Origin of the sequence: Caproiciproducens galactitolivorans, from assembly GCF_004768785.1 — a bacterium.
Lineage (GTDB): Bacteria > Bacillota > Clostridia > Oscillospirales > Acutalibacteraceae > Caproiciproducens > Caproiciproducens galactitolivorans.
Window position 1 is genome coordinate 17,819 of record NZ_SRMQ01000012.1, and the last position, 25,191, is coordinate 43,009.

Consider the following 25,191-nt stretch of genomic DNA (forward strand, 5'->3'; position numbering starts at 1 on the left):
TGCAGACACTCAGGGTTGCCCCATAGATTGACTCTTATCTCTCCATATCCTTTGAGACAGGCTTATACGGCTTTGCTTCAATACCGTCCATAGACTTGTTAAACCTCTCCGGGTATTTGAACTTTTCCTCGTACTTACGAGCCAGTTCTTTCGGCATACTGAGAAACTTTTCCGACTCAATCGGTGCGTATGCAATGAAGAACTTGCCGGCAATAATGTCGAGCATTTCACGGTTGCTGTCGTCTTTCACATAACATTTTTCAATCTTCCAACCGTCCTTGCCGCCGTGTTCATCAGCCATATATGCTTCCAGTCGCACACATTTATCCGAGCCGTCAAGGGAAGAAGCATAGATAGAATATCCGCCCATACCCTCAATGAAAGCCTTGTTGTTACTGCTGACAACATAGGTTCTTTGTTCCTCTGTGTAAGGCTTGTCAAAGCTGTCAGCCGTAAAAACAATATATCCGGTCGTGTGTGTTCTTTCTTTTTCTGCCTGCCGGAAATGAGCTTTCAACTGCGGATAACTCATCTCAACATTCTCAGGCTCGGAATAAACTGCCCTGTTCAGAGGCATACCGTTCATCTTTCCTTCCTCGTTGCAGATGATGGCAACCTCGTCCTCAAAGGGCATATATTCTTCAATATCTCCCTCCACAAGAGACTGCATTGCTTCCAGCGTATCCTCAATTTCAATGAGCTTCGGATACCTGCCCGGCTCAACGAGAATGACGGAAATCTTCTCCGGTGCTTCGACCTTTTCAAAGGTATCTTCGTGAATATTCAAAGCGAGGGAGCTTCCGTTTTCCCAACTCATATGAATCTGTCCGGCGTCGTCAACGAACTTAACCGTTCCTTTCAGACCGTATGGCATTTGACTTTCGCCAGCCATTTCAGTGAGTACAATCTGCGTACCCTCCGGGTACATTTCTCTGATTTCTTTTAGTTTCATCGTGCAAAACTCCTTTCGGTTTTATCTTTTATCCCTAAGCGTTTACAAAGAAAGTCGTTGACATCTTTCCCGTATTGGGGAGGGTCGTCAACGACTTCATACTTGTCTGAGAGAATCGTCTGCAACGCTTTGGTCGCTTTTCTTCCGGCAATATCATTGTCCAAATGAAGAACAATTCGCCTGATTGTTTTATCCTTTTCAAGCAGCCTGCCAAGTGTAACAGGCACTTTCGAGTCCTCGATTTTCTGCTTTGGGGAATACACTCCCGCAAGAGAAACAAGGTTAAACTGTCGCCAGTCTTTGCCCTCCAGCTTCATCAAAGTTGCATAGGAAAGCAGGTCAATGGCACACTCAAAAAGATGAACCTCTCCGGTGTTTTCGGCAGTCAGGCGGAAAGAATATTGCTTTTTACTGCCGGTGCAGTCGCCCATAATCCTTGATTGATTTGTTGCTCTGTATGCGGCGTATTTAGGTTCTTTGTTTTCGTCATAGCCGATAAAAACAGCATTGTGATACGGAAGCGACTCAATGATTAGCTCCTGTTCCAAGCAGTAATTGATGATTTCATAATCAATCCCACGCCCGAAAAGGTAATCAAATACCACATCGGTAGTGGGACTTTTTTGGGGCAGAAGCAATGGCTGTTCCTCATAGCTTTTGATATTTTCGCAAGTAGGAAAGCTGACTGAACCGTTTCCCATAATGGTCTGAACCGCACCTACAAAATCCATTCCACGGACTTTGATAAGGTAATCGAGGGCGGATTTGCCCCCGATACCTCTCGACCACCACATCCATTTTCCATTGGAAATCTTTAAGCTGTCGTGGGTTCTTGTGGTGTATGTGTTGCTTGAAAACTTAACAAGCTCGCCCGGTTCATACTCTCTGAGATAGGTTAATAAGTCCATTCGTTTGGCTTCGGTTATGACCTCCGGTGCAATATACGGCATAATTATCACCGCCGTTCTACATCAGCAAATCGGCAACTGCTTTCTGAATCGGTTCGTTGATACTGAGCTTTGCAATGATAATGAGTATCTTATCAACAGGGCAGCCGATGTCATTCCAAACAGTCCAAGCACCTCCCGCAAGGTCGTCGTTTTCATACAAAGCAATGATTTCTTCCGGCGAAAACACCGTTTCAATGCTCTGTCGAACCAACTCTCCGTAGAAAGAAAGCTTTGCATTTCTAAGGGCAAATTCTGCTTCCTTTGCGGGCGGTTTGCTTCTTTTCAATTCGAGATATGCTTTATCAAGTCTCCTGACCACAACCATCATCATTGTGTCAAAAGGGTTAATGATTGCTTTTCTGCAAGGGCAGTTTTCTCTTTCCTTATCGGGTGTCATTTTATCGTTCATAGGTTTTCTCCTTTCGTGTGTTCGGCACTTCGCCCTCATCGGGTTCGCCGCCGACAATTTCGTTTTCTCGCTTATCCATATTGAGCAAGATATTCAGCTCGTCCAGTCGGGCAAGCTTTGTCTTGAGTTCTTCCTCTTGGATAAATGGTTTTTGGACTTCTTTCTTTGCGGTTTCCAACTGATTTTTGGTGTTCTCAAGGTCATTTTCCGCAAGCGATAAGCTCTCGGCAAATCTCTCAATTCCGTTATCAAGACGGATAATATTGCCGTGTGCGTCATCGCCGAGAGGAACATTTCTGCTTGTCGCACCTTTCAGTCGAACCTCATAATTTCGCTCTGCGGTATTAAAAAGCAGCTCCGTTTCAAACCCTCGGTACTTGCCGAGAGGAATAGGGTCGGGGCTGTTCATCTGCTTGCAGGTTTCAATGATTGCTTTGCCGGCATCGGCTTTTTCGGAATAAAAAACACCCTTAACCTCCATACCGACAAAGCGGTCGTCCGTTGGTTTCGGGTGCTGTTTCGCAGTTTCTACATCTTGCTTCAAGCCTTCAATGCGGTTTTCCAAAGCTGTAATTCTCTGCGGATAATATTTGATTATCTTATCTTCCAAAGCGTATCTTTCAGAGAGAAAGTTGGATTTTAAGAGCTTCAGCTTTTGGACTTGAATGTCCAAATCCATCTTCTCCTTAATATACGGGTTGCCGGTGGCAAGCATTTTAATCTCTGCATAGGACAGAGCGGTTTCATCAATATCCTCGGCAGAACGCACCGGGGATTTGCTCGTCATAATCTGACTGGCGAACTTTTGCTTTCCCTCTACAAGCTGATACAGGTATGCGTCGAAGGTCTGCTCTGTAACATAGCGGTAAATATCTACATCGGGGTTTGAGTTGCCCTGTCGGATAATTCGACCGGAGCGTTGCTCCAAGTCTGACGGTCTCCACGGGCAATCGACATCATGAAGTGCGATAAGTCTGTCCTGAACATTCGTGCCGGCTCCCATCTTCTGCGTAGAGCCGAGAAGCACTCTGACCTCGCCCTTACGGGTCTTTTGGAACAACTCTTTCTTCTTCACATCGGTATCTGCTTCGTGGATAAAGCGGACTTCGCTTTCGGGGACACCACGCTCTATGAGCTTCTTTCTGATGTCGTTATATACCGAGAATGTGCCGTCGTTCTTTGGCGTTGAGAGGTCGCAGAACACAAGCTGTGCCGATTTTTTGTCGGCTGTTTCCTCCCAAATGCGGTAAATGTTATCGACGCAGGCGTTGATTTTACTGCCTTCAAAATCAGGCAGCATATCGTTTAGCATACGCTGGTCGAGAGCCAACTTTCTGCCGTCGTTTGTGATTTTGAGCATATTATCTACACTCGAATCCACACCGCCACCACGAACTTTCTCGGCTCGTTCCGCAAGGGAAGCAACCATCTCTTTCTGCATTTCCGAAGGCTTGACCGCAACATTGTGGAAGTGTGCTTCCGGCACAGGCAGCTCCAGCATATCCGCCGTCTTGATGTCGGCGACCTCCTTAAACATCGCCATAAGCTCCGGAAGGTTATAGAATTTTGCAAAGCGGGTTTTCGCTCTGTAACCCGTTCCCTCCGGGGTAAGCTCAACCGCAGTTACTGTCTCTCCAAAGGTACTTGCCCACGAGTCGAAGTGCTGCAAGTTGTTTTTTACAAGCGTGTTGTACTGCAAGTATCGCTGAATGGTATAGAGTTCCACCATACTGTTTGAGATAGGAGTGCCGGTTGCAAATACCGTTCCTCGACCGCCTGTAAGCTCGTCAAGGTATCGGCACTTCATAAACAGGTCGGAGGATTTCTGTGCTTCCGTTTGAGCGATACCGCCCACATTACGCATTTTGGTGTAAAGGTAGAGATTCTTGTAATAATGACTCTCATCAATAAAAAGTCTGTCCACACCGAGTTCTTCAAAGGTAACAACATCGTCCTTGCGGCTTTGGTCGTTGAGCTTTTCCAACTTTTGTTTCACGGACTTTTTAGACTTTTCAAGCTGCTTAATGGAGAAATTTTCTCCACGGTTTCGCTTCAAATCCATAATACCGTCTGTCAGTTCTTCAAGCTGTTGCTCAAGAATTGCCCTCTGTCTTTCTATGGACATCGGTATTTTTTCAAACTGAGAATGACCGATGATTACGGCGTCATAATCTCCCGTAGCAATTCGACCGCAGAACTTTTTGCGGTTCTTGGTCTCAAAATCTCGCTTTGTCGCCACAAGAATATTCGCCGCCGGATAGAGTTGTAAGAACTCTGCCGCCCATTGCTCGGTTAAGTGATTCGGGACTACGAACAGCGACTTATTGCAAAGTCCGAGTCGTTTGGACTCCATAGCAGCCGCCACCATTTCAAAGGTCTTGCCCGCACCGACTGCGTGTGCCAACAGCGTATTGCCGCCGTACAGAATGTGTGCAACCGCATTTTTCTGATGTTCACGGAGTTCGATTTCCGGGTTCATACCGTTAAAAACAATGTGGCTTCCGTCGTACTCACGGGGTCTTATGCTGTTGAATTTTTCGTTATACATCTTCGTGAGTTTTTCTCGGCGGGTAGGGTCATCCCATATCCAGTCCTGAAAGCCCTGCTTTATGAGTTCCTGCTTTGCCTGTGCGATTGCCGTTTCCTTTTTATTGAGAACGGCTTTCTTTTTGCCCTCGTCATCTTCGATATAGTCAAAGATACGGACATCTTTCAGGTTCAGCGTTTCCTCAATTATCTTATATGCGTTGATACGGGAAGTGCCGTATGTGCTGTACGCCTTTACATTGGAACGGTCATAGCTCTTTCCCTCGATGTTCCATTCGCCTGTAAACTGAGAGTAGTGAACCTTGATATTCCACTGTGCATAGCGTGGGGTGTCGAGAAACTCAAACATAAACTGTTGGAATATTTCGGGTGGTATCCAAGTCGCACCGAGCCTTACGGAAATCTCGCTTGCCGTCAAATCCTTTGGCTGCACCTTTTCAAGTGCCTGCACATTGACGGTGTAATCTTCGGGATACAATGCCGCAGACCTTTTGGCTGTCGCCAGCTTCTCACGAACATTGCCCGACAGATATTCGTCTGCCATCAGATACTTCGGCTCATAAGAATTACCGTACTCATAAAGAGGATTTAAAAAGATTACACCCTTTAGGTCAGCGAATAATTCCTCCTCGCTTTTGCCGGAAAGCTCCATCATATATTCCATATCAATGGCTGCTTTTTCACCCATAGAGACAGCGAGAGCTTCGTCTGCGGTATCAACCTCCGTTACCGGCTTGTGCGGTTTTATCGTCCTTTTGAAGAACATATCTGCCTTGCGTTCCAGTTCGCCATCTTCGTTGATGACCTCAAGAGCAGAGAGCAGAGCATAGGAGCTGTCGTCGGAAAAGGCAGAAGTATTGGCACGACTGTTAATCAGTCCGTATTTCTTTGTAAAACTGTCATACAGAGTGTTCAGCTTATCCTGTGCCTGTTTGATTTCACTGTCCGAGTAATCCTCGGTTTGCAGTTCAATCAGGTTGCGGACGCAATCTCTTATCCCAATCATACCCTTGATACGGTTCTCAGCGGTTGCCGATACCTCTACCGGAGACATACGGGAGTTCTCTCGGAAATAGATTTTGTCGTCCAAAACCGTGTAAGAGAAGTTCCTTACCGTAGGGTCTGCCGGGATGGAATTATCTTCTTCCTCCAGCTCGTCGGCAACCTCGTATTCAGAGATTTCTCCGTGAATGTTTGATACCGCTTCGTTCAAAAGCTCCGAAAGGTCGGCATTATCGAACGGCTCACAGGTTGCTTCCGGTCCGAAGCGACCGCTTACCATTTTCATTTCGCCGAGTATCATTTCCGGGTGCTGAACAAAATACGAGTTCATTCTTATACCGTTTTCGTCGGTGTCAAGATGAACCCAATCCGGCTCAATGTCTATAAGTCTGTCTCGCTTTTGCAGAAACAGAATATCGGATACAACCTCTGTTCCGGCATTGCCTTTGAAGGTGTCATTCGGAAGTCTGATTGCTCCGAGAAGCTCCGCCCTCTGTGCGATATATTTACGCACATTGGAGTTTTCCTTGTCCATAGTTCCTTTGCTTGTCACAAGAGCCATCACACCGCCGGGGCGTAATTTATCAAGCGATTTCGCAAAGAAATAATCGTGAATGAGAAAGTTGTACTTGTCGTATCTTTTATCGGAGACTTTGAAATCTCCGAAAGGCACGTTGCCGATAACACCGTCAAAGAAGCTGTCGGGGACATTTACTTCCTCAAAGCCCTGTGCCGCAATGGAAGATTTCTGATAAAGCTGCTGAGCGATACCAGCTGAAATGGTATCAAGCTCAACACCGTAAACCTTTGAGTTTTCCATTGACTTAGGCAGCATACCGATGAAGTTACCGATACCGCAGGACGGCTCAAGCAGGTTGCCCTCCTGAAATCCCATCTGTTCCAACACCTTGTAAATGGCGGTAGATACTTCGGGCGGAGTGTAAAATGCAGTCAGTGTGCTTTCTCTTGCCGACGCATATTCCTCCGGCGTCAGAATATTTTTCAGCATTGCATACTCGGTATGCCAAGCTCCGGCTCGTTCGTCAAAGGCTTCGGGAATACCACCCCAGCCGACATATCTCGACAAAATTTTCTGCTCGTCAGGTGTTGCAAAACGGTTTTCGTTTTGACAATCCTTCAAGACCTTAATTGCCGCATAGTTCCTATGAAAACGCTCTTTCTTGTTCACTTCCTCAACCTGATTATTGGCAAGGTCAAAGTTGTGTCGCTCGGACATCGGAATATCCGGGTGGAGGTCAAAGTTCTTTACCCTTGACTTTTTCTTTTGCTCCCAAGCGGGAACTATCGGCTCAGGTTCTTTATCTCGGTTGTCCTTAACTTCAACGCCGTTGTGTTCGGATAAAACCTTAAAGTCATCAAGCAAGTCAGGTCTGATACCAAGCACAGAACCGTCATCTTCAAACACAAAGGCTTCATCAACAAGAAAATGATAAAACTCTGCACCGTGCCATTCGTTATCGCTGTCCCTTGCAACAAGACCGTTTTCATCATAACTGAGAGCAATGTCGTCAATCTTTAATCTGCCAAGCACGGAATAAAGGATTTCCGTTTCTCGGTCATAAACCGGTACTTCAGAAGCAGCAGCCACAAGGCTTTGCATTGTCGCTTTGGTACAGTCTGTGAAATCAGGCTGTTCCGAAAACTGACTTTCTGCGTCCACAAACCATTCCGTACCTACATCGGCAAGCTCCTGATTTGCAATGCTGCCGAGGTAATCAAAGAAATCCTCAGTCGAGTCATATTCCCGTGCAGCTTGCTGTATCTCGTCAAAAGAAAGCGTATTTGTAACATACTGACCTCCGGCATTGCTGTCAGGGTTATAGTACATCCAAATTACACTTTCATTGACCAGGTCGATAAAGAATGCGTCGTCATAACCGGTTTTCGGACTGAAATCCTGTACGGTTTCGGTATCGTTTTGAGCTTCATTTTCGCCTGTAACGAATTTTTCTTCCGCCGGTAACACACTGACCTTCAAGTGGTCGTTCATCGGATTTTCACGCACTTTGCGGTCAAATTCTTCCCTTGAAATCTCCTTGTTGAATAGGGGCATATCGAAGTCATAGAGCATTACACGGTTTTCATCAAAGGACAAAATCTCATACTGCGAAGCTCCGATATATACGCTGTCGCCGAGATGATATTCATACTGTGCTTCCGGTTCGTCCTCTTTGTTTTCAGGCTCAGGCGGTGCGGTAGAGAGTATCTCACGGTTTTTTCTCTGCTCTGCAAGCTCGGCTCGCCTTTCTTCCTGCTTTTCAAGCCATTCCGGGTACCTTTCTTTTTCCTTTGGGTTTAGGTATCTGTCCATACGGATAAGGTCTCCGATACGCTTTTCAACCTGAGACCAAGAAAGCGTAATGTGCGGCTTGTCGCTTCCGATACCTTTTGAAATTGTGATACCTTTTCCATCGTGCTGTTCGTCAATGCCTGCACCGATAATGACAGGGTAAGAGCCGCCCCAACCGTATTCGTTTTTCAAGAAGTCGGCGTTCTCTTTAGCAGAAAGGCTCTTTTCAAACTGCTCATAGATACGCATTTTGCCCTCGGAAACTCCGCTTCCACGGGTCAATACAGCGTCTATGATTTCCTGAGAAAAAGTAAAGGCAGAGGTTTTTTGTTCCTCTGCCTGATTTCCCATAATGAGAGTCAACTGACCGTCCATAGACGGAAGCGGCTTCATTGTATCGGTCAATTCTCCCAAAAGTCTCATTGCTTCAAAATGCTGTGCGATTACGCCCCAGTCATAGAAGCTCTGAGCTGTTCTGTTTTCGTATTCGCCCTCCCACAAGTGGAGGACATTCTGAAATGTTTTGTAGCCGACAAGCCTGCCGTCGCTTAAAGGTAGCTGGGTGTAATCATTGTTGAAAATACCCTTGATATATTCGGTACGGGTCGCATTATCCGTATTTCTCTCATAGAAGTCTTTGATTTCTTCCTTTGAAGCGGACAAATGCGGGGTAGTGCCGAGTATTTCTCGGATAGTATCATCGCCACCGAAAAACGGCAGGCTCTTGTCCTCGTGGTTTCTGTCGTAATACTCTAAGCGAATATTACCTGATTCTTCACGATTTCCTGTGCCGAGTTCCTGATGTTGTTCATCAGGCGAACCCATTTCATCATATCTTCCGCTTTCATCTGCTCCGTCAGTCCCGCTTTCTCTGCCATCTGCTTTACGAGAGTTTCCTCCAGTTCGCTGGCTCTCTGCTGAACCTCCGCCAAGTGACTGTTCAGAATCCCTTTCGTCAGAAGATTGTAGTACAGAATTTTGTGATGTTCCTTCAGATAAGTTCTCCTCATCTGCGACCATCTGCCGAGAGTCACTTCCTTCTGCTCCGGCAGCTTCAGGTTCGGAAGATTGTAATCTCCCACCATCGTGTATGTGATTTCGCTCATCGCTTTGACTCCTTTCGTCTTTGATGTCTTTATTGTATTCGGATTGTCCCTGTTCATCAATTATGCGATTTTCCTTGCTGAGCGTGCTGATTGTTCTGCTGACAGGGAGCAATGCCATTTCAGCAATGTCGCTTGTAGCAATGCCCACCGCATTGAGAACTTCCTGTGAATTGAAGCTTGAAATCCCGGCAAAGTCATCGGGAGAATAGACCTTGTCTGCGTTCAGTCCCAATCGAGCCATAACCATATATGATACGCTGTTTCTGACAAGCTCCAAATACAAGGCATTTGCTTCATCGGCAGACAAATACTCAATATCGCTTCCTGCACCTAAGCTCATAAAGTCGGAGATATAGTCTGCGATGTTGTCCTCGACGGCATTGGCAATGCTCTCTTTGACGACATTTTCAATACTCGTTGTATCGTTTACCGCCCCGAAAGTGTTTTCAAGCGTTTCGATAACCTCTGCTTCATAATCGGGTCTCATCTCCCAAATAGGAACAGGGCGGGAATGTCGGCTTTCGTGGGTGTCCGATATATCAAAGTAATGAATCAGCCTTTGACGGCTTCTGTCTGCGTCCTCAAATACGGCAATACCCTTTGCTCCCCGGTTTACCCAGCGACCGAAAGTACCGTTCCATCGTTCGATTTCAAGCACGGCTGTTGCGTCGGGTCTTTGGGCATAAATGAGAAGCTGTTCATCAAATCGGAGCCTGAAATTTCTGCCTGCTGTTTTCAGAAACGATTGCCAGTTTACCGGATTGTCTGTAACCGCAAAACAGGTTCTTTCATACAGCTCTGAAATCAGGTCAAATTTCCTTGCCACCTCGTCTGCACCTCCTTATCGTGATTTTTCTTTGTCCTTTGCAGGTTTTTTGTTTTCTTTTGCGGCTGGTTCTACGGTATGACCGTTTCTCTCGCAAAGCTCGGCAAATTCGCAGATATGGTAGAGATTTGTTCCGACCTCCAAATGGTAGTCGTCAATATATCTGCAAGTTCTCTCCATTGTTTTGCCGTCGCCGAGCTTAATTGAGATTTTCTCTCCGTCCGCAATGCGAAACTGCTCCTGATAGTGCGGGTCAATAAATCGGATACCACGCTCGGCATTTTTCAAGTGGTTGTTCAGCCACTCTTTCTGATAGCAATAGCAGTAAAGATTGTACTCGCCCCTGTTGGGGTTAAACCTCATAAGATAGCTGTACTTTTCCGTATCAAGACGAATGCCGTAGTGGTTGCGGTCATCATTAAAGGAGCTGTCGGGAGTGGAATAACAGTAAGAGGACATAGACTTCCTGCCGGACAAAACATCGCCGTCACGCAATCCGTTTATCACATCATCAAATTCAGCCTTAAACTCATCGGTTTTCAAGTCTTTTCTGAAATCGTTCCAAGTCGTCCAAAACTCGTTCCCGTTAGAACCAAAGTCGGCTCTCAAATATCCGATAAGACCGGTCTGCATAGAGAGCTGCTGGCTTTGACTGAAGGTGTATTTGCGCTCTGTTTCGGTCAATACTCTGTAATCCATTTTCATCACCTCGCTTGTTCGTTTGTTTGTCTTTGCTTTGGAATAGGAAAACCATAAACTCCGGCAATGTCATCGCCGAGCCTTTTGGTAACTCGTGTGATGTCGGCTCTTGTGGCTTTTCCGTTGTAGATTTTATCTTGCAGATTTTCAATCTGCGTATCGGTAACACCGTCTTTGAATACACGGTATAGATAATGGTTTGTTCCGTCGTGATGAACGGCGTCGGCTCGAAGATCGCCGTACTTATCCACATACCATTCGGTGTAATCGGTATCGGAATAAAGGCAATCCTTGATGTTGCCGGAATCAATCATCTTGTAGCCCGACACTCTGCCGTTCCATCTGCCGAGGTCGCCGATTACGATAATCGGCTGTGAAAGCTGAATGTTGAGATTTACTCGTTCATCATAAAGATTTTCGGCATTAGATTTTACCATAATGTCGTAAAGCTCATCATCGGAATATCCGGGATACAATTCCTCCAAAGACTCTCGCCAATCATCAAGGTCAAGGCTAATGTCGCTCCAAATGATATGGCGGTCATTCTGTTCCTGACTGCTCATCAGTGCCACCTCCCAAATAAGAGAACAGCTTATTGGCTTTGGTCTGCTTCTGAAGCTCGATAATCAGGCTCATATCCGGAATAGTGATACCAGGAATTTTCAAAATGCTCTCCATATCAAGCTGCTGCAATTTCTTTTCGGTATTGCAGCCTGCGTCAAACAGTTTCGTCAGAAGCTTTGTTTTCTGTTGAAAAGTGAATTTTTCCTTCATTGCTTTGTCCTCCTTATCGTTCTTTGTCTTTGTTTCGCTTCTTGTGTAAAAGCTCTTGTGCCTTTTCCTTTGCCCATTCAGGCAGACACTCAGGCTTTACCTCGCCCATAACGTCCATTCTTTCATATCGGGTGGATTTGCCGGTGTGAAGATTTGTGCAGAACACAGCACTTCCACGGCTGTTTGCCGACGCACCGAAACCTCCCGTAACATAGTAGAGCTGTCTGTCGGCTCTCTGAAATTCGGGCTTTAATACCTTGGGGTCAATAGCTATGATTTTGCCGTTGATGTCTTTGGAATAGTGGTCGGGGATACAATCGGCTTCTGTTATGAGTGTGATTGGAATATCCAGCTTTTCGACCTGTTCCTTGAAAAGCTCCGCTTCATTCGCCACACGGCTACCGAAAAGGTGTACGATTTCGATATAGTCATCGCTTACCATACATTCCGAACACAGTTCAAACAGGTCGTTTCGCTCTGCAAAGCCGCACATATATTTATCGCCGTTTGTGCTTTGCTCATTGGAAGCCAAGATAACTTCCTTTTCGCCCACATTGACCGAGCAAAGAACAGTGTATTCACCGATTTTTCTTTTTTCCTCGTTCATATCCACACCTCAGCTTACTTCAATCACAATTCTGATGTTTCCGCAGTCGCAGCCACTGCACTGCCTTGACAGTTCGGGAAATAGGGATTGCACTCTCTGTCTTGCTCTGCGGATAGTCTCAAAGCACGGCAAGCCGTAGCCTTTATAGTTGTTGACTATATCCTCAAGCGGTAAATCTCCGACTCTCATATAGCTGTATCGGTTGTAATAGCAAAGGATAAGCTGCATATCGTCATACCTCGTTTCGGGGCATTCTCTGAGTATTGCAAGCACCTTGCTGTCAACCGTCTTTTGCTTATTCATAATGCACCTCCGTAAAAGAACGGTGGGCGAAGTTTTCACTCCGCCCACACAAGCGTTCCTTATTTCTTTCTGTTCTTAATCTGCAAGAAGATAAAGCCTCCGATAATAAAGGCGACTAATACAACTGCTACGATTGTTTTAGCGTCCATTACTCATTGTCCTCCTTCTTCTTTTTTCTGTACGCAACAACGGCTGTGCCGACAATACCGAGGGCAGAAAGTCCCGCAAGTGCCGTCCACAAGCCCACATTGCTGTTATCTCCGGTCTTTGGTGTGTCTCTCAGCTCATTGTGCATTTCCACAACGGTAGTAGAGCCGACCTTTACTGTTGCAATCTTATCCGCAGGAAGCACATAGGAAGCAGAAACACTATCCTGAACCTCGGAAACGGTGTAATCGCCGATACGAAGTCCCTCAATAACGATTTCGCCGTTCTTATCGGTCGTGAAGCTTCGGTCGTATCCGTTTACTCCCGTAACTCTGAAAGTGAAGCCTTCAACCTTACCGTCTGAGGAAGTCTTAACGATTTTCAGGTTTCCTTTCATAGCCGTGTTAATAAAGCCGACGCCGGCTTTGTTTTCTACCTCGTAGGTGGTTTCATCTTTTTCAATGAAAACAGAGTACACACCCTTATCAAGTTCAAAGCCTTCCGGTGCTTTGGTTTCTCTTACAAGGTATTTTCCGTAAAGAAGCTCCTTCATCTCGTAAATACCCGTAGAAGTTTCGTTGAGTGTACCGATAAGCTCGTCGCCGTCGTCCAGTTTGCCATCGCCGTTTACATCTTTGTAAACCTCAAAGGTCGCTCCTGTCAGCTTGTTGTCCGGGTAATCTTCATCGACCTTAGTCAACTTGATATTGCCGTGAACATACTCATTGACGATTTCGACCTCAATGACCTGAGCGACCTCGGAGATTTTAACTTCATAAGAAGTTTCATCAAGCACGAAGCCCTCCGGCTGCTCGATTTCTCTTACAAGCCAGTTGCCATACGGTACTTTCTCAAAAGAAAAGCTACCGTCTTTTTGGGAGGTAGCAGTCATCAAAGCATTTTCTTTTGTAAATTCGGTTTCATCAGCCTTAAACAGACCGATTACAGCACCTCCCAGTGCTTCGCCGTTTTCGGTAATCTTCTTACCGGAAACAGAACCGTAAATGAGCTTGTTTTCAATCGGCTTGCCGTCATTGACTGCAATCTCAACAGTTTCGGTATCCTGTCCCGCATAGCTGAAAGTAAACGGATACTTGCTGTCGGAAAGGATATAATGCTCATCAGTTGCAAGTTCCTTTACATAGTAGCTTCCAAAAGGAAGGTCGGTTTTGATAACAGCCTTACCATTTTCGGAAAGTGAGATAATCTCAATCAGACCGTCTGCCGGGATAGAAGTACCGCTTGTTGAAACAAGTTCCTCAGCAGCGAAAAGTCCGAAGCTGATGTTCTTCACTTCATCGCCGTTGCCGATATTGAAGATGTCGTTCTTCTCGATAGCTTTTTCAAGACTTACCGTAACCTTTTGTCTCTCGTTTACGAAGCTGGTTGCCGTTTCGGTCACGGCGACTTCCTGACCTGCGTAGGTAAGCTCGACCTCGTGTGCTTCCTTGTTGATAACCATACCCTCCGGTGCGGTAATTTCAACTACCGTATATCTGCCGAGGTAAAGCTCCTTACTCTTTGCAAGTCCGTTTTCATCTGTGGTAACAGTATCTACGACCTCGCCCTTTGCATAACGGAGTGTTCCGTCAGGAGTGATAATATCTTCTGCTGCGGTAATCTCATAAACCGCACCTGCAAGACCTTTCACTTCATAGACAGGCTGATAAATCACATCGGCATTTTCCTCTCCGGAGATATTTACCCCTGAGAATACCTCGCCGGTCTTTTCAATGCTGACAGTACCTTTCTGTGCCATATTAGGCTTATCGACCTTAATCACGGTAATACCACCCTCATCGGAAGAATGTTCCTCTGCCACATCAAAGTACACCGGTGTGCTGTCAAGCACATATCCGTAAGGAGCCTGAACCTCAACAAGAGAATATCCCTTGCCGTATTCCAGTTTCTCCGGTGTAACAAGCTGTCCGTTTGCATCAGTGTAGAAAATATCTATCGTTGTCGGAGTAGGATAAGTGAAGGTCATTGTTACCTGATTGCCGTCCGGGTCAAAGATTTTGAACCCAGCACCGGCATAAGGAATGTTTTTACCACTTTCTGCGTCCACCTTAACCACCTTGATATAGCTTTCAAAGTTTGCGTTGTTGATGAGATAGCGGTAGGTCTGTCCGTTCTGAGCAATGAACACATCGAAGTCGTCCATTAACTCACGCCCCTCCCAACCGGAGGTCTGATGAACGGTATATACGCCGTAAGGCATATCCTTTGTCTGACCGAAGCCGTTTTCATCACAAACAATTACATCTCTTTCATCTTCCTCTGCTGAATCAAAGCTGCCGGAAGATTTCAGATAGATTTCAAAAGTTGCACCGTTTTCCGGTGTTTCAATCTTTGTTTCGCCGTCATCGGTATGCTTGATGATAGCGATATTGCCTTTCATAACCTGTTCGGTAACATCATTTGCGGTCTGATTGTGTTCCACCGTATAAAGCTGCGGTTCAGCACCGACCTTATGGATTGTACCGTCGAGCAGATAACCCTCGGACGGCGTGATTTCACGGATTGTCCAGTCATTATCACAGACATATTCCTTTGTGGTAAACTGCCCGTTCTTATCCGTCACATACTTGTCCACAAGGGTTTCACCTTTATAGATACCGTAAACTGCTCCGGCAAGGGTAGCGTCGCCCTGCGGTGTGCCTTCCTCTCGGTCGCTCTTTGTTACGGTTACGCTGAACTTTTTGAGAATGTTCGTGAAGTTTCTTGTGGTTACTTCTTTCCAGTTAATCGGTGCGGTCTGATTTGCAGGCACAACATAACGGATTGCGGTATCCACTTCCTCAATGGTGTATGGGGTAGTGCCGCTGATAAGCACATCATCAAAAGAAGCAACACCGTTCTTATCTGTCACGGCATACTCATCGACAGCAATACCGGAAAGAGATGTGCCGTAAAGATGGAAGGTAACGCCCTCAACCAAGTTATCCTCAGAAGATTTGATGACCCGAAGATTACCTCTTTTGAGAACATTATTGAAATTGACCTTTGCCACCTGACCGGCAACAACAGTTACTCTGTGAACCTCCTGCGGAACATATTTGTCAATAGACTGCTCTGTGACCGTGTAAACACCGGGCATAAGGTTATCCAGTTGGAATTTACCGCCGTTTGCGGTTGTTACAGTCTGATTGACACCGTTACCGCTGATGGTAAACTGAATACCGTCAACCTTTCCGTCCTCACTTGTCTTTACAATCTGACAAGAGCCGTAGCTCACCTTCATTTTGACAAAACCGCTGACAGGGTCGCTGACCTCCTGAGCGTAAGTGACAACATCCTGAATGCCGTTGCCATTCTGGTGGATACCATCAGACCATACGACCACACCTCTGCGGACACCGTTCTTTTTTGCGGCTGTGATAGTAAATTCCTTGCTCGGAGCTTTTTCCATTGAAACAGTCAATTTGTTTCCGCTGGTAGAGAAGGAAACTCCGTCAATATTTGCCGAGAAGGTATAATTGCCAAGCACACCGTTTGTATCGGTGAGAGTAGCAACATACTTGCTTCCGTTCCATTCAAGCTCGTTTACCTTTGCAGAACCGCTTGACCTTGTGCAGAAGCTCGGAACTTTCGTATGGTTCTGAACGCTTGTTACCATACTGTTGTAGTAAGACAGGATTTTACTGCGGAGTGGGTGTGCAGAGCTTACACATTCAAGCACGGCATTGTACCCGCCGGTAGAAACGTGATTAAAGCCTGCGTCTCTTTCGCCGACAATCGTTTCCCAAATCAAAATCTGAGTGGCATAAGCGTGTGCGATACAGTTGGCGTCGCTTTCATTCTGCGACTTCCAGCTTGTCGAAATACCTCCACGATAGCCGTACTGCAAGATACGACCGATAAGCAGGCGAATATCATCGCCGGAAATCGTTCCGTTCGGGCTGATGTTGTTGAAGAAGTTCTCGTCCTTTTCGGTGAGAGTATCTCCAGTCCGCTGACCTGTACCCGGTTCAATACAGTAGGCAATATTGCCCGAATACGAACCCATTGCACGAAGTCCTGTATATTTTGTGGACAAGCCTTTCCAACCGTTCATATAGTTGAGATTGCCGTGTCCCCATTCGCCGTTGTTATTGGTATCTCCGCTTCGGGGATAATCGACGAGGTACACATCGGCTTTTTCTCCTACGGCTGCAAAGGCTGTCGTTGCCCCAATGCCCATAAAAGCAGTAAGGCTCATAACCGCCGCCAACACAAGCGAGACGGCTTTCTTGAATTTTGTTTTAACCATTGCGTTTTCCTCCCTGAAATGCAAAAACGCACCGATGTTACTCAGTGCGTCCGCTTAAAATTATTTTGTTTTAGCAGTAGCCGATATAGATGTTGTACTCCGTATCGGATAGCTTTTCTGTCCATATCCACACAGCGGTAAAACCTTCGCTGTTCTTGTATCGGTTCAGTCTGCTTTCAATATCAGACTTAATACCGCTTCGGTTAGGATTTGCGGATATGGGATTGTCCCAACATTCTGTCGCCGTGCTGTCAAGAGAAAGCCCTATGCTTACCGCATACTCTTTTGCGTAACTTACATAAGGGCTGACATCAAATGTCTGCTTGGGCGGCTCTGTCGGTTTCGGTTCTGCCGGCTTTTCTGTCGGTTTTTCAACCGGCTTTTGTTCGGCAGTTGTCTGTTCTTTTGGCTGTTCCGTTTGTTTTTCGGGTTCAGTCTGCGTGGTTGTCTGCTTTGGTGGCTCTGCCTTTGGCTTTTCAGTTACAGGAGTTTCAGCCGTTTTATCTTCCGCCGGTTTTGTCTGAACGGCTGCAACCGTCTGACTTTCAGCGGTTGATTGGATTTCTTCTGCCGTAATCGGTGTATCTTCCTGAACTGCCGTGCTTTCCGGTTCTTCTGCCGTATCTTCCTGAGAATTTGTTTCAGTATTACCAGCCGGAAAAGAAGTCTCTGTTTTCGTTATCTCCTGTGCAGCTTCTTTGGCTGTGTTACCGCTACAACCTACGAGGAAAATCATCAGGCAGGCAAGAACACAAGGTATCAGCCTGTTTTTCATTATCTATCGCTCCTTTCTGCCTTAATCGTAATCAAAACCGTTCAAAACATCAAAGGTGCGATTGGCTGAACTTTTTATCGTAGCAGACATTTTGCTTTTGCTCCAAATGTGCGAACCCTTTAATAGACAGCTATATGTTATTGAGATAGATATACTCAAGGGAGATAGAGTATATTTTTCAGCAGGTTAATAGCCGGTATATATAGGGGTTAGAGTGTGAGAAAGGGGGAAGGCTATCGGCTGTCACGGTCGGCTCTGCTTCGCAGAAACTTGTTGTAATGCTCCAATGCCTTGCACACAAAATCCTCCGTTTGGCTTATGGGAATGTTCTTCGGGATAAGCTGTCGAACCCTGTCGCCCCTCAAAACAATTTTCTCCCTTTGGTTTGGTTTTTCCTCCGACATAATCGCTTGGATTGCTTCGGTTGTTAGCTTACCCTCCTCAAAGAACTTTCGCATACGGATTGTTTGGTCGTGGGACGGGGTTGCGTCGTTCAGGTCGATTTCATCAACCACATCACGCTGACTGTCCTCATCGAGAAAAGACAATTCAACCGCCGGTCGCATTTTAATTCGCCCCTCGTCCACATAATCCAAAAGTTCGGGAACAAGGTTTGTAAGGCGAATATATCGCTGAATTTGAGTTTTGCTGTCATCTGATTTATCAGCTAACAACATTACAGATTTTGTTCCCGCCAACTTGTCCCCCAGTGGGTCACAAGTTAAATCCGTGCGTTCTCCTTGCCTTTTCATTGCTTCCAAACGCATTTTGTAGGCATAAGCTTTTTCAGAGGGAAGTATCTGCGACCTTTGATAGTTGCTCTCAACCATTAAAATCGTGGCTTCGTCTCGGTTCAGGTCAACGACTTCACAACGGAGCGTATCAAACCCGGCAAGCTCACAAGCTCGCTTTCGTCTGTGTCCTGAAATGAGTTCGTATCTGCCGTCCTCTTTCTGCCTTACCGTTGCCGGAGTAATAACCCCTCGTTCCTTGATACTCTCAATGAGCTGTGCCATATCCTCGTCATCACGCACCTTAAAAGGGTGGTCGGGGAAATCGTCAATTTCAGTCAAGGGAATATCTCGAATTTTGGAAAGCTTTTCTTCATCTCTCTGTTCCTGCGTTGAAAATAAGTCATCGAGCTTCGTGAGAGTGAAGTCGCTCTTTCTTCCTGCCATCGGCTAACACCTCCTTTGTAAATTCGGTGTACGCCTTTGACACCGTACTGTTGGGTTCGTAGGCATAAATGCTCTTGCCTTTGGAAGAAGTCTCTGCGGCTTTTACGGCAATCGGGATATATGTTCGATACATCTTGATTTGACTACCGAAGTTTTCTCTCAGAGCTTCTACCGTGCTTTTGGCGAGGTTGGTACGGCTATCCACCAAAGTGAGAAGCATACCGCCAATCTTTAAGTTCGGATTGATACGCTTCTTAACTCTTGAAATGGTCTGAACAAGCTGCGTCATTCCTTTTGCCGGTAAATACTGAGCCTGAACAGGAATAATAACGCTGTCTGCCGCAGATAGCGCATTGATTGTTACCATTCCGAGGGAAGGCATACAGTCTATAAGGATATAGTCGTATTTGTCCTTCACTTCGCTGAGATAATTTCTCAATGCCGTCTCTCTGCTCATTGCGTTGACAAGGTTAAATTCCATCGCAGAAAGCTCAAGGTTTGCCGGAACAAGGTCAACACCTTCGTCGTGGTGCAGAATACCGACCGTAGGGTCATTCATCGTTTCGTTTATGACATCTGTGAGTTTTGTTGCAAGCGTGATACCCAAGTTATCCATATCCTGCCAACCGAGACAAGTGGTTAAGTCGCCCTGTGGGTCTGCGTCTATGAGCAGCACTTTCTTTCCCTGCATTGCAAGACCGACGCCGAGGTTTACCGTAGTGGTCGTCTTTCCAACTCCGCCTTTTTGATTGCATATCGCAATCGTTTTGCAGTTCGACACTTTGTGCGTCCTCCTTTCGTAAAATTCATAGCCATCGCAGTATGGCTATGTACTTGACCGGCTCATTTCCTAACCGGTCGGGCAATATTTGTTCTCAACACCCCTTGCCGAGCATAAAGCTCACGGGAAGTCACTAAGGAACAGGTTGCTAATCTGTATCATAGGAATTTCACCTCTGCCGGGTACTCCGCCAGCTCCGTAGAGAAGTATCATTATCCTTCTGACTGTCATCGCCGTAACAGGGGCAACCTGTTACTTATACCGGGAGTTCTCGCTGTTCTGCAATGCAGAAGTCACGGCGTACCCGATAAGGTGGCTAAAATCATCAGAATTAAAGTCTTAGTGAATGATTTATTCAGTTGTCAAAATACAAGTGAATGGGCTGACCTTTTCGTGGTTCGGAATTAACCCCTTCACTCATTTGGACAAAGGGGGTCAAAATGCACACCCAAAATCACCCCTTTTTCAAAAATTTCTTGAAAATATTTTTTTAGAAACAAAAAAGCCGCCTATTTCCCTCGTAATTGAGGTCAATAGACGGCGGGTAGAAATATTCATAATTTTGGTGTATAATAGGAAATTAAGAGAAAGACAAATTTGTATTTAGTAAAATGCAGACAACACCACGGATCGGCTTTTGGCTGGACAATTCCAACCAAACACCGCAGCAGACAGTAGAAACCATTCTGAACGTTAGGAAGCCGGTATGATTGTTACATATAAGGGGAAGAAAAATTTCTTTTAGATACTTGTTTTCCTAAAACTGATGTGATATAATAATTCAATTCCAGAAAAGGAGTAAAAAATATGCGGCAAGGTATTCTTAAATAAAACTATAATCAAATAGTGGGAACAAAGGATTATGATAGTCCCTTTTGTAGGGGCTTAGTTTTTTGTACCCAATTTAAGAATACTTTTGCCTTATCAATTTTGACATATCCCCAAAAACAGCACTCACAAACAGGTGTATGCTGTATATGTGTATGTCCGCAAATTATCATCCCCAGTGGTAAAAGTATTTTACTGCTGGGGATTTTTATGCCCTTCGGGGCAGTAAAGGGAGGACAATCACATGAAAATAATCAATATTGGAATTCTTGCCCATGTAGACGCTGGAAAGACGACCTTGACGGAGAGCCTGCTATATGCCAGCGGAGCCATTTCAGAACCGGGGAGCGTCGAAAAAGGGACAACGAGGACGGACACCATGTTTTTGGAGCGGCAGCGTGGGATTACCATTCAAGCGGCAGTCACTTCCTTCCAGTGGCACAGATGTAAAGTCAACATTGTGGATACGCCCGGCCACATGGATTTTTTGGCGGAGGTGTACCGCTCTTTGGCTGTTTTAGATGGGGCCATCTTGGTGATCTCCGCTAAAGATGGCGTGCAGGCCCAGACCCGTATTCTGTTCCATGCCCTGCGGAAAATGAACATTCCCACCGTTATCTTTATCAACAAGATCGACCAGGCTGGCGTTGATTTGCAGAGCGTGGTTCAGTCTGTTCGGGATAAGCTCTCCGCCGATATTATCATCAAGCAGACGGTGTCGCTGTCCCCGGAAATAGTCCTGGAGGAAAATACCGACATAGAAGCATGGGATGCGGTCATCGAAAATAACGATAAATTATTGGAAAAGTATATCGCAGGAGAACCAATCAGCCGGGAAAAACTTGTGCGGGAGGAACAGCGGCGGGTTCAAGACGCCTCCCTGTTCCCGGTCTATTATGGCAGCGCCAAAAAGGGCCTTGGCATTCAACCGTTGATGGATGCGGTGACAGGGCTGTTCCAACCGATTGGGGAACAGGGGAGCGCCGCCCTATGCGGCAGCGTTTTCAAGGTGGAGTATACAGATTGCGGCCAGCGGCGTGTCTATCTACGGCTATACAGCGGAACGCTGCGCCTGCGGGATACGGTGGCCCTGGCCGGGAGAGAAAAGCTGAAAATCACAGAGATGCGTATTCCATCCAAAGGGGAAATTGTTCGGACAGACACCGCTTATCCGGGTGAAATTGTTATCCTTCCCAGCGACAGCGTGAGGTTAAACGATGTATTAGGGGACCCAACCCGGCTCCCTCGTAAAAGGTGGCGTGAGGACCCCCTCCCCATGCTGCGGACGTCGATTGCGCCGAAAACGGCAGCGCAAAGAGAACGGCTGCTGGACGCTCTTACGCAACTTGCGGATACTGACCCGCTTTTGCGCTGCGAGGTGGATTCCATCACCCATGAGATCATTCTTTCTTTTTTGGGCCGGGTGCAGTTGGAGGTTGTTTCCGCTTTGCTGTCGGAAAAATACAAGCTTGAAACAGTGGTAAAGGAACCCACCGTCATTTATATGGAGCGGCCGCTCAAAGCAGCCAGCCACACCATCCATATCGAGGTGCCGCCCAACCCGTTTTGGGCATCCATCGGACTGTCTGTTACACCACTCCCGCTTGGCTCCGGTGTACAATACGAGAGCCGGGTTTCGCTGGGATACTTGAACCAGAGTTTTCAAAACGCTGTCAGGGATGGTATCCGTTACGGGCTGGAGCAGGGCTTGTTCGGCTGGAACGTAACGGACTGTAAGATTTGCTTTGAATACGGGCTTTATTACAGTCCGGTCAGCACGCCGGCGGACTTCCGCTCATTGGCCCCGATTGTATTGGAACAGGCATTGAAGGAATCGGGGACGCAGCTGCTGGAACCTTATCTCTCCTTCATCCTCTATGCGCCCCAGGAATACCTTTCCAGGGCTTATCATGATGCACCGAAATACTGTGCCACCATCGAAACGGCCCAGGTAAAAAAGGATGAAGTTGTCTTTACTGGCGAGATTCCCGCCCGCTGTATACAGGCATACCGTACTGATCTGGCCTTTTACACCAACGGGCGGAGCGTATGCCTTACAGAGCTGAAAGGATATCAGGCCGCTGTCGGTCAGCCGGTCATCCAGCCCCGCCGTCCAAACAGCCGCCTGGACAAGGTGCGCCATATGTTTCAGAAGGTAATGTAAAGATACATAATCGTCAAGACGGCAACAATCAGAAGTTATGGAGGGTAACAATGGAATATAGTAAGGAAGATTTAATGGAAGCAAAAAAGCAAATTTGGGGAGTGGGAGAGAACATGGGAACAGAGGAAAGTAAAAAAATCTGGGAGGAGAACGCACAATTTTGGGATAATGCAATGGGTGACGAATCTAATGAATTTCACAGAGAGGTAGTGCGTCCCAAAGTAACGGAACTTCTATCTCCTAATCCTGCGGATTACATTTTGGATATTGCGTGTGGCAATGGAAATTATTCTTCGTATCTTGCACAAAGAGGCGCTTCGGTTGTCGCTTTTGATTACAGCAAAAAAATGATAGAATTGGCTAAAAGACGGCAATCACAATATGCAAAACAAATTGAATTTTGTGTGGCGGATGCGACCGATAGAAAAAGTATATTAGAATTAAAAAGAAATCGAGCCTTTACGAAAGCAGTTTCTAATATGGCAATTATGGATATTACGGATATTGAACCACTTCTTATGGCTGTTTATGAACTGTTGCAGGAAAGCGGAATTTTTGTCTTTGCAACGCAACACCCTTGTTTTGTCACGTTGACTGAAAAATATATGACACCGCACAGTTACTATGATATAGCGATTGAAGGGCAACCGAAAGAGCAGATTTATTATCATCGTTCCATACAAGATATTTTTAACCTTTGTTTTAGAGCTGGATTTGTCATTGATGGATTTTATGAAGAATGTTTTAAAACCAACAAAGAAATTCCTATGGTAATGATAGTAAGGCTTAAGAAGGTAAAACGTGATAGCTTAAAATAAATTCCAATTTGTCGAACTTACTCTAAATTAGCAAAGACCGCTTACATCGTGTAGGCGGTCTCTTTTCGTATTCAGATATATTTGATTTTGAGCTTTCTTTTCTTGGTTGAAAGCACCTTGCAGAGAACATCGTCAACTCCGTCGGTGTATCTGCCTTGTGAAATCAGACTGTTCTTTAAGCGGATAAGTGTTTGTATTACTCTGCTATATTCGTCATCATTAAGATAGATATGGAACTTTTCTTCTCTCACAGTCGCTTCCTCCATTCATTGAATTTTGCTCTGATTACCGAAACATCTGCTTCGACATCAGAATAAATAAAGATATGTACGCTTTTGAAAACTGCTTTTACTCTGTCGGCATACTCCGCTTCCGTTTCGGTTGTCTTAAAAGGGAGTTTTACGAGTTTTATATTTCGTTGCTTGCATAAGTGGCTTTTGAGAACCTCCATATGTTCTGAGCCGTTCGTAAATTCTATCGCCAGCTTTTCTGACGGAATGTATGTTTCAAGAGGTATTCCCAATAGTTTATCTGAACCGAGCTGTACCTTTAGTCCTTTTTGATTGGCGTAATAGGCGACAGCCAAGCCGGGGAACACGGATCGATATTCGCTTTCGCATACGGTGCATTTTTCTCCGATAATTGTTCTATCGCTGATTTTTGCTTTCCAAGAGTGTCCCAGTGAACATTTCCACCACACTCTTTTCATCGACCTTCTTGACACTTGTGTCGGGAGCAGAGAGTTTTTTTCGTAATCCCATTCAGCAAGCAGTTTCCTGTCCGTTGTGGCTAAATCATTGTATCCTGCAAGAACTGTCCTGTCCGCACAAACCGGGCATACTGTTCCTTTTACACGAGCATTGATAACGGACTTCCACTCATTGCCACAGGTCTTACACTTCCACCAAACATTGTGTCTTGATTTTGCGTTTACCTCATCAGGCATTAGGGGATAATTTCTTTCTGACCACTCAGCCGCAATGTCAGGGTGCGTAGTCGCCAAGTCATTAAATCCTTTGAGCAATGTATATCCACTACAATACGGACATCTACTCCCACCGGCACGGGTTGAAATAAGAGTGTACCACTCGTTTCCGCAATCTCTGCATTTCCACCAAGCCTTACTGTTTGCAAAGGCTGTTACCATTGTAGGCAGCAACGGAAGATTTCTGTCAGACCATTCAGCAGCAATATCGGGATACTGTGAAGCAAGGTCATTGAATCCGGCAAGGACTTTATTGTGTGAGCAGTATGGACAGCCTGTACCGTTTATCGTTCTGCTTTTAACGCTTGCTTCCCATTCGTGTCCGTGTTTACATTTCCAAATAATCTTCTTATGAGAAGCGACAGATACCTCGGTAGGCTTTAATTTGTTCTTTTTAGACCACTCCTGAGCCAACAGGGGCTTCAATGTGGCTAAATCATTGATACCCTCTATTACTCTCGCTCCTGAGCATATCGGGCATTTCTCGCCCTTTGAACGAGCTTTGACGCTCGTTTCCCACTCGTGTCCGCAAGCACCTATCCACCACACTCTTTTATTTGAACCGAAGGTTATCTTATCCGGCGTTAGCGGTAAGTTCTTCTCTGACCATTCAGAAATTAGCTCCGGGTGAACGCTTGCTAAACTGTTGCTCATAGTATAACCACCCCTTCCTCTGTGATTATCCTCATTATATTGAGAAAAACAGGATTGGTGTAGTTTGCGATGTAGTCCGAAAACTATGAGAAATGAAAGAAGCTCCTGAGAAGCAGTAACTTC

Annotated in this window: 17 protein-coding genes; 2 read left to right on the top strand and 15 right to left on the bottom strand. The window is 45.9% G+C overall.

From position 1 onward, the window contains the following. Positions 1-34: 34 nt before the first annotated feature. From CAGA_RS10800 to CAGA_RS10860, 13 genes are all read right to left on the bottom strand, one after another. Positions 35-952: a DUF3846 domain-containing protein gene (locus tag CAGA_RS10800; RefSeq protein WP_015573067.1), complete on the bottom strand. Its 918-nt coding sequence runs from the start codon at positions 950-952 to the stop codon at positions 35-37. Then, a complete protein-coding gene (locus tag CAGA_RS10805; RefSeq protein WP_135660700.1) occupies positions 949-1,902 on the bottom strand; it encodes a DUF3991 and TOPRIM domain-containing protein in 954 nt (317 codons plus the stop codon). Before CAGA_RS10805 ends, CAGA_RS10800 begins: the two co-directional genes overlap by 4 nt. A gap of 16 nt (positions 1,903-1,918) precedes the next feature. Further along, on the bottom strand, positions 1,919-2,311 hold the full coding sequence (locus CAGA_RS10810) for a hypothetical protein (RefSeq protein ID WP_015573069.1): 393 nt from the start codon (positions 2,309-2,311) through the stop codon (positions 1,919-1,921). Then, positions 2,301-10,103: an N-6 DNA methylase gene (locus tag CAGA_RS12855; protein WP_135660702.1), complete on the bottom strand. Its 7,803-nt coding sequence runs from the start codon at positions 10,101-10,103 to the stop codon at positions 2,301-2,303. The genes CAGA_RS10810 and CAGA_RS12855 overlap by 11 nt, the downstream gene beginning before the upstream one ends. 15 nt (positions 10,104-10,118) lie before the next feature. After that, the gene (locus tag CAGA_RS10820; protein ID WP_107209009.1) at positions 10,119-10,802 is read right to left on the bottom strand and encodes a hypothetical protein; all 684 of its coding nucleotides are present in this window, start codon (positions 10,800-10,802) and stop codon (positions 10,119-10,121) included. Positions 10,803-10,807: 5 nt separating this feature from the next. Then, complete coding sequence (locus CAGA_RS10825) at positions 10,808-11,365, bottom strand: hypothetical protein (protein ID WP_118219143.1); 558 nt, start codon at positions 11,363-11,365, stop codon at positions 10,808-10,810. Continuing rightward, positions 11,343-11,576 (bottom strand): hypothetical protein, encoded by a 234-nt coding sequence (locus tag CAGA_RS10830; protein ID WP_014635905.1) that lies wholly within the window; start codon positions 11,574-11,576, stop codon positions 11,343-11,345. The genes CAGA_RS10825 and CAGA_RS10830 overlap by 23 nt, the downstream gene beginning before the upstream one ends. 13 nt (positions 11,577-11,589) lie before the next feature. After that, positions 11,590-12,183: a hypothetical protein gene (locus tag CAGA_RS10835; protein WP_135660704.1), complete on the bottom strand. Its 594-nt coding sequence runs from the start codon at positions 12,181-12,183 to the stop codon at positions 11,590-11,592. Positions 12,184-12,192: 9 nt separating this feature from the next. Further along, positions 12,193-12,486 (bottom strand): exodeoxyribonuclease VII small subunit, encoded by a 294-nt coding sequence (locus tag CAGA_RS10840; protein WP_003525240.1) that lies wholly within the window; start codon positions 12,484-12,486, stop codon positions 12,193-12,195. A gap of 148 nt (positions 12,487-12,634) precedes the next feature. Beyond that, the gene (locus CAGA_RS10845; RefSeq protein WP_135660706.1) at positions 12,635-16,885 is read right to left on the bottom strand and encodes a SpaA isopeptide-forming pilin-related protein; all 4,251 of its coding nucleotides are present in this window, start codon (positions 16,883-16,885) and stop codon (positions 12,635-12,637) included. Positions 16,886-16,955: 70 nt separating this feature from the next. Beyond that, complete coding sequence (locus CAGA_RS10850) at positions 16,956-17,660, bottom strand: hypothetical protein (protein WP_135660708.1); 705 nt, start codon at positions 17,658-17,660, stop codon at positions 16,956-16,958. A gap of 233 nt (positions 17,661-17,893) precedes the next feature. Further along, a complete protein-coding gene (locus tag CAGA_RS10855) occupies positions 17,894-18,838 on the bottom strand; it encodes a ParB/RepB/Spo0J family partition protein (RefSeq protein WP_135660710.1) in 945 nt (314 codons plus the stop codon). Beyond that, complete coding sequence (locus CAGA_RS10860; RefSeq protein WP_135660712.1) at positions 18,795-19,619, bottom strand: ParA family protein; 825 nt, start codon at positions 19,617-19,619, stop codon at positions 18,795-18,797. Before CAGA_RS10860 ends, CAGA_RS10855 begins: the two co-directional genes overlap by 44 nt. A 1,072-nt stretch (positions 19,620-20,691) precedes the next feature. On the opposite strand from CAGA_RS10860, the gene tet(W) reads away from it, so the two are divergent. Next, the gene (gene tet(W), locus CAGA_RS10870) at positions 20,692-22,611 is read left to right on the top strand and encodes a tetracycline resistance ribosomal protection protein Tet(W) (protein WP_033126273.1); all 1,920 of its coding nucleotides are present in this window, start codon (positions 20,692-20,694) and stop codon (positions 22,609-22,611) included. Positions 22,612-22,661: 50 nt separating this feature from the next. After that, complete coding sequence (locus tag CAGA_RS10875; RefSeq protein ID WP_002586626.1) at positions 22,662-23,429, top strand: class I SAM-dependent methyltransferase; 768 nt, start codon at positions 22,662-22,664, stop codon at positions 23,427-23,429. Between the two features lie 71 nt (positions 23,430-23,500). Here the strand turns inward: CAGA_RS10875 and CAGA_RS10880 are convergent, their stop codons facing one another. Both CAGA_RS10880 and CAGA_RS10885 read right to left on the bottom strand, forming a co-directional pair. Beyond that, positions 23,501-23,680: a hypothetical protein gene (locus CAGA_RS10880; protein ID WP_029731069.1), complete on the bottom strand. Its 180-nt coding sequence runs from the start codon at positions 23,678-23,680 to the stop codon at positions 23,501-23,503. Next, positions 23,677-25,068, bottom strand: coding sequence for a zinc-ribbon domain-containing protein (locus tag CAGA_RS10885; protein WP_135660714.1), 1,392 nt, complete (start codon positions 25,066-25,068; stop codon positions 23,677-23,679). Before CAGA_RS10885 ends, CAGA_RS10880 begins: the two co-directional genes overlap by 4 nt. Between the last annotated feature and the right edge of the window lie 123 nt (positions 25,069-25,191).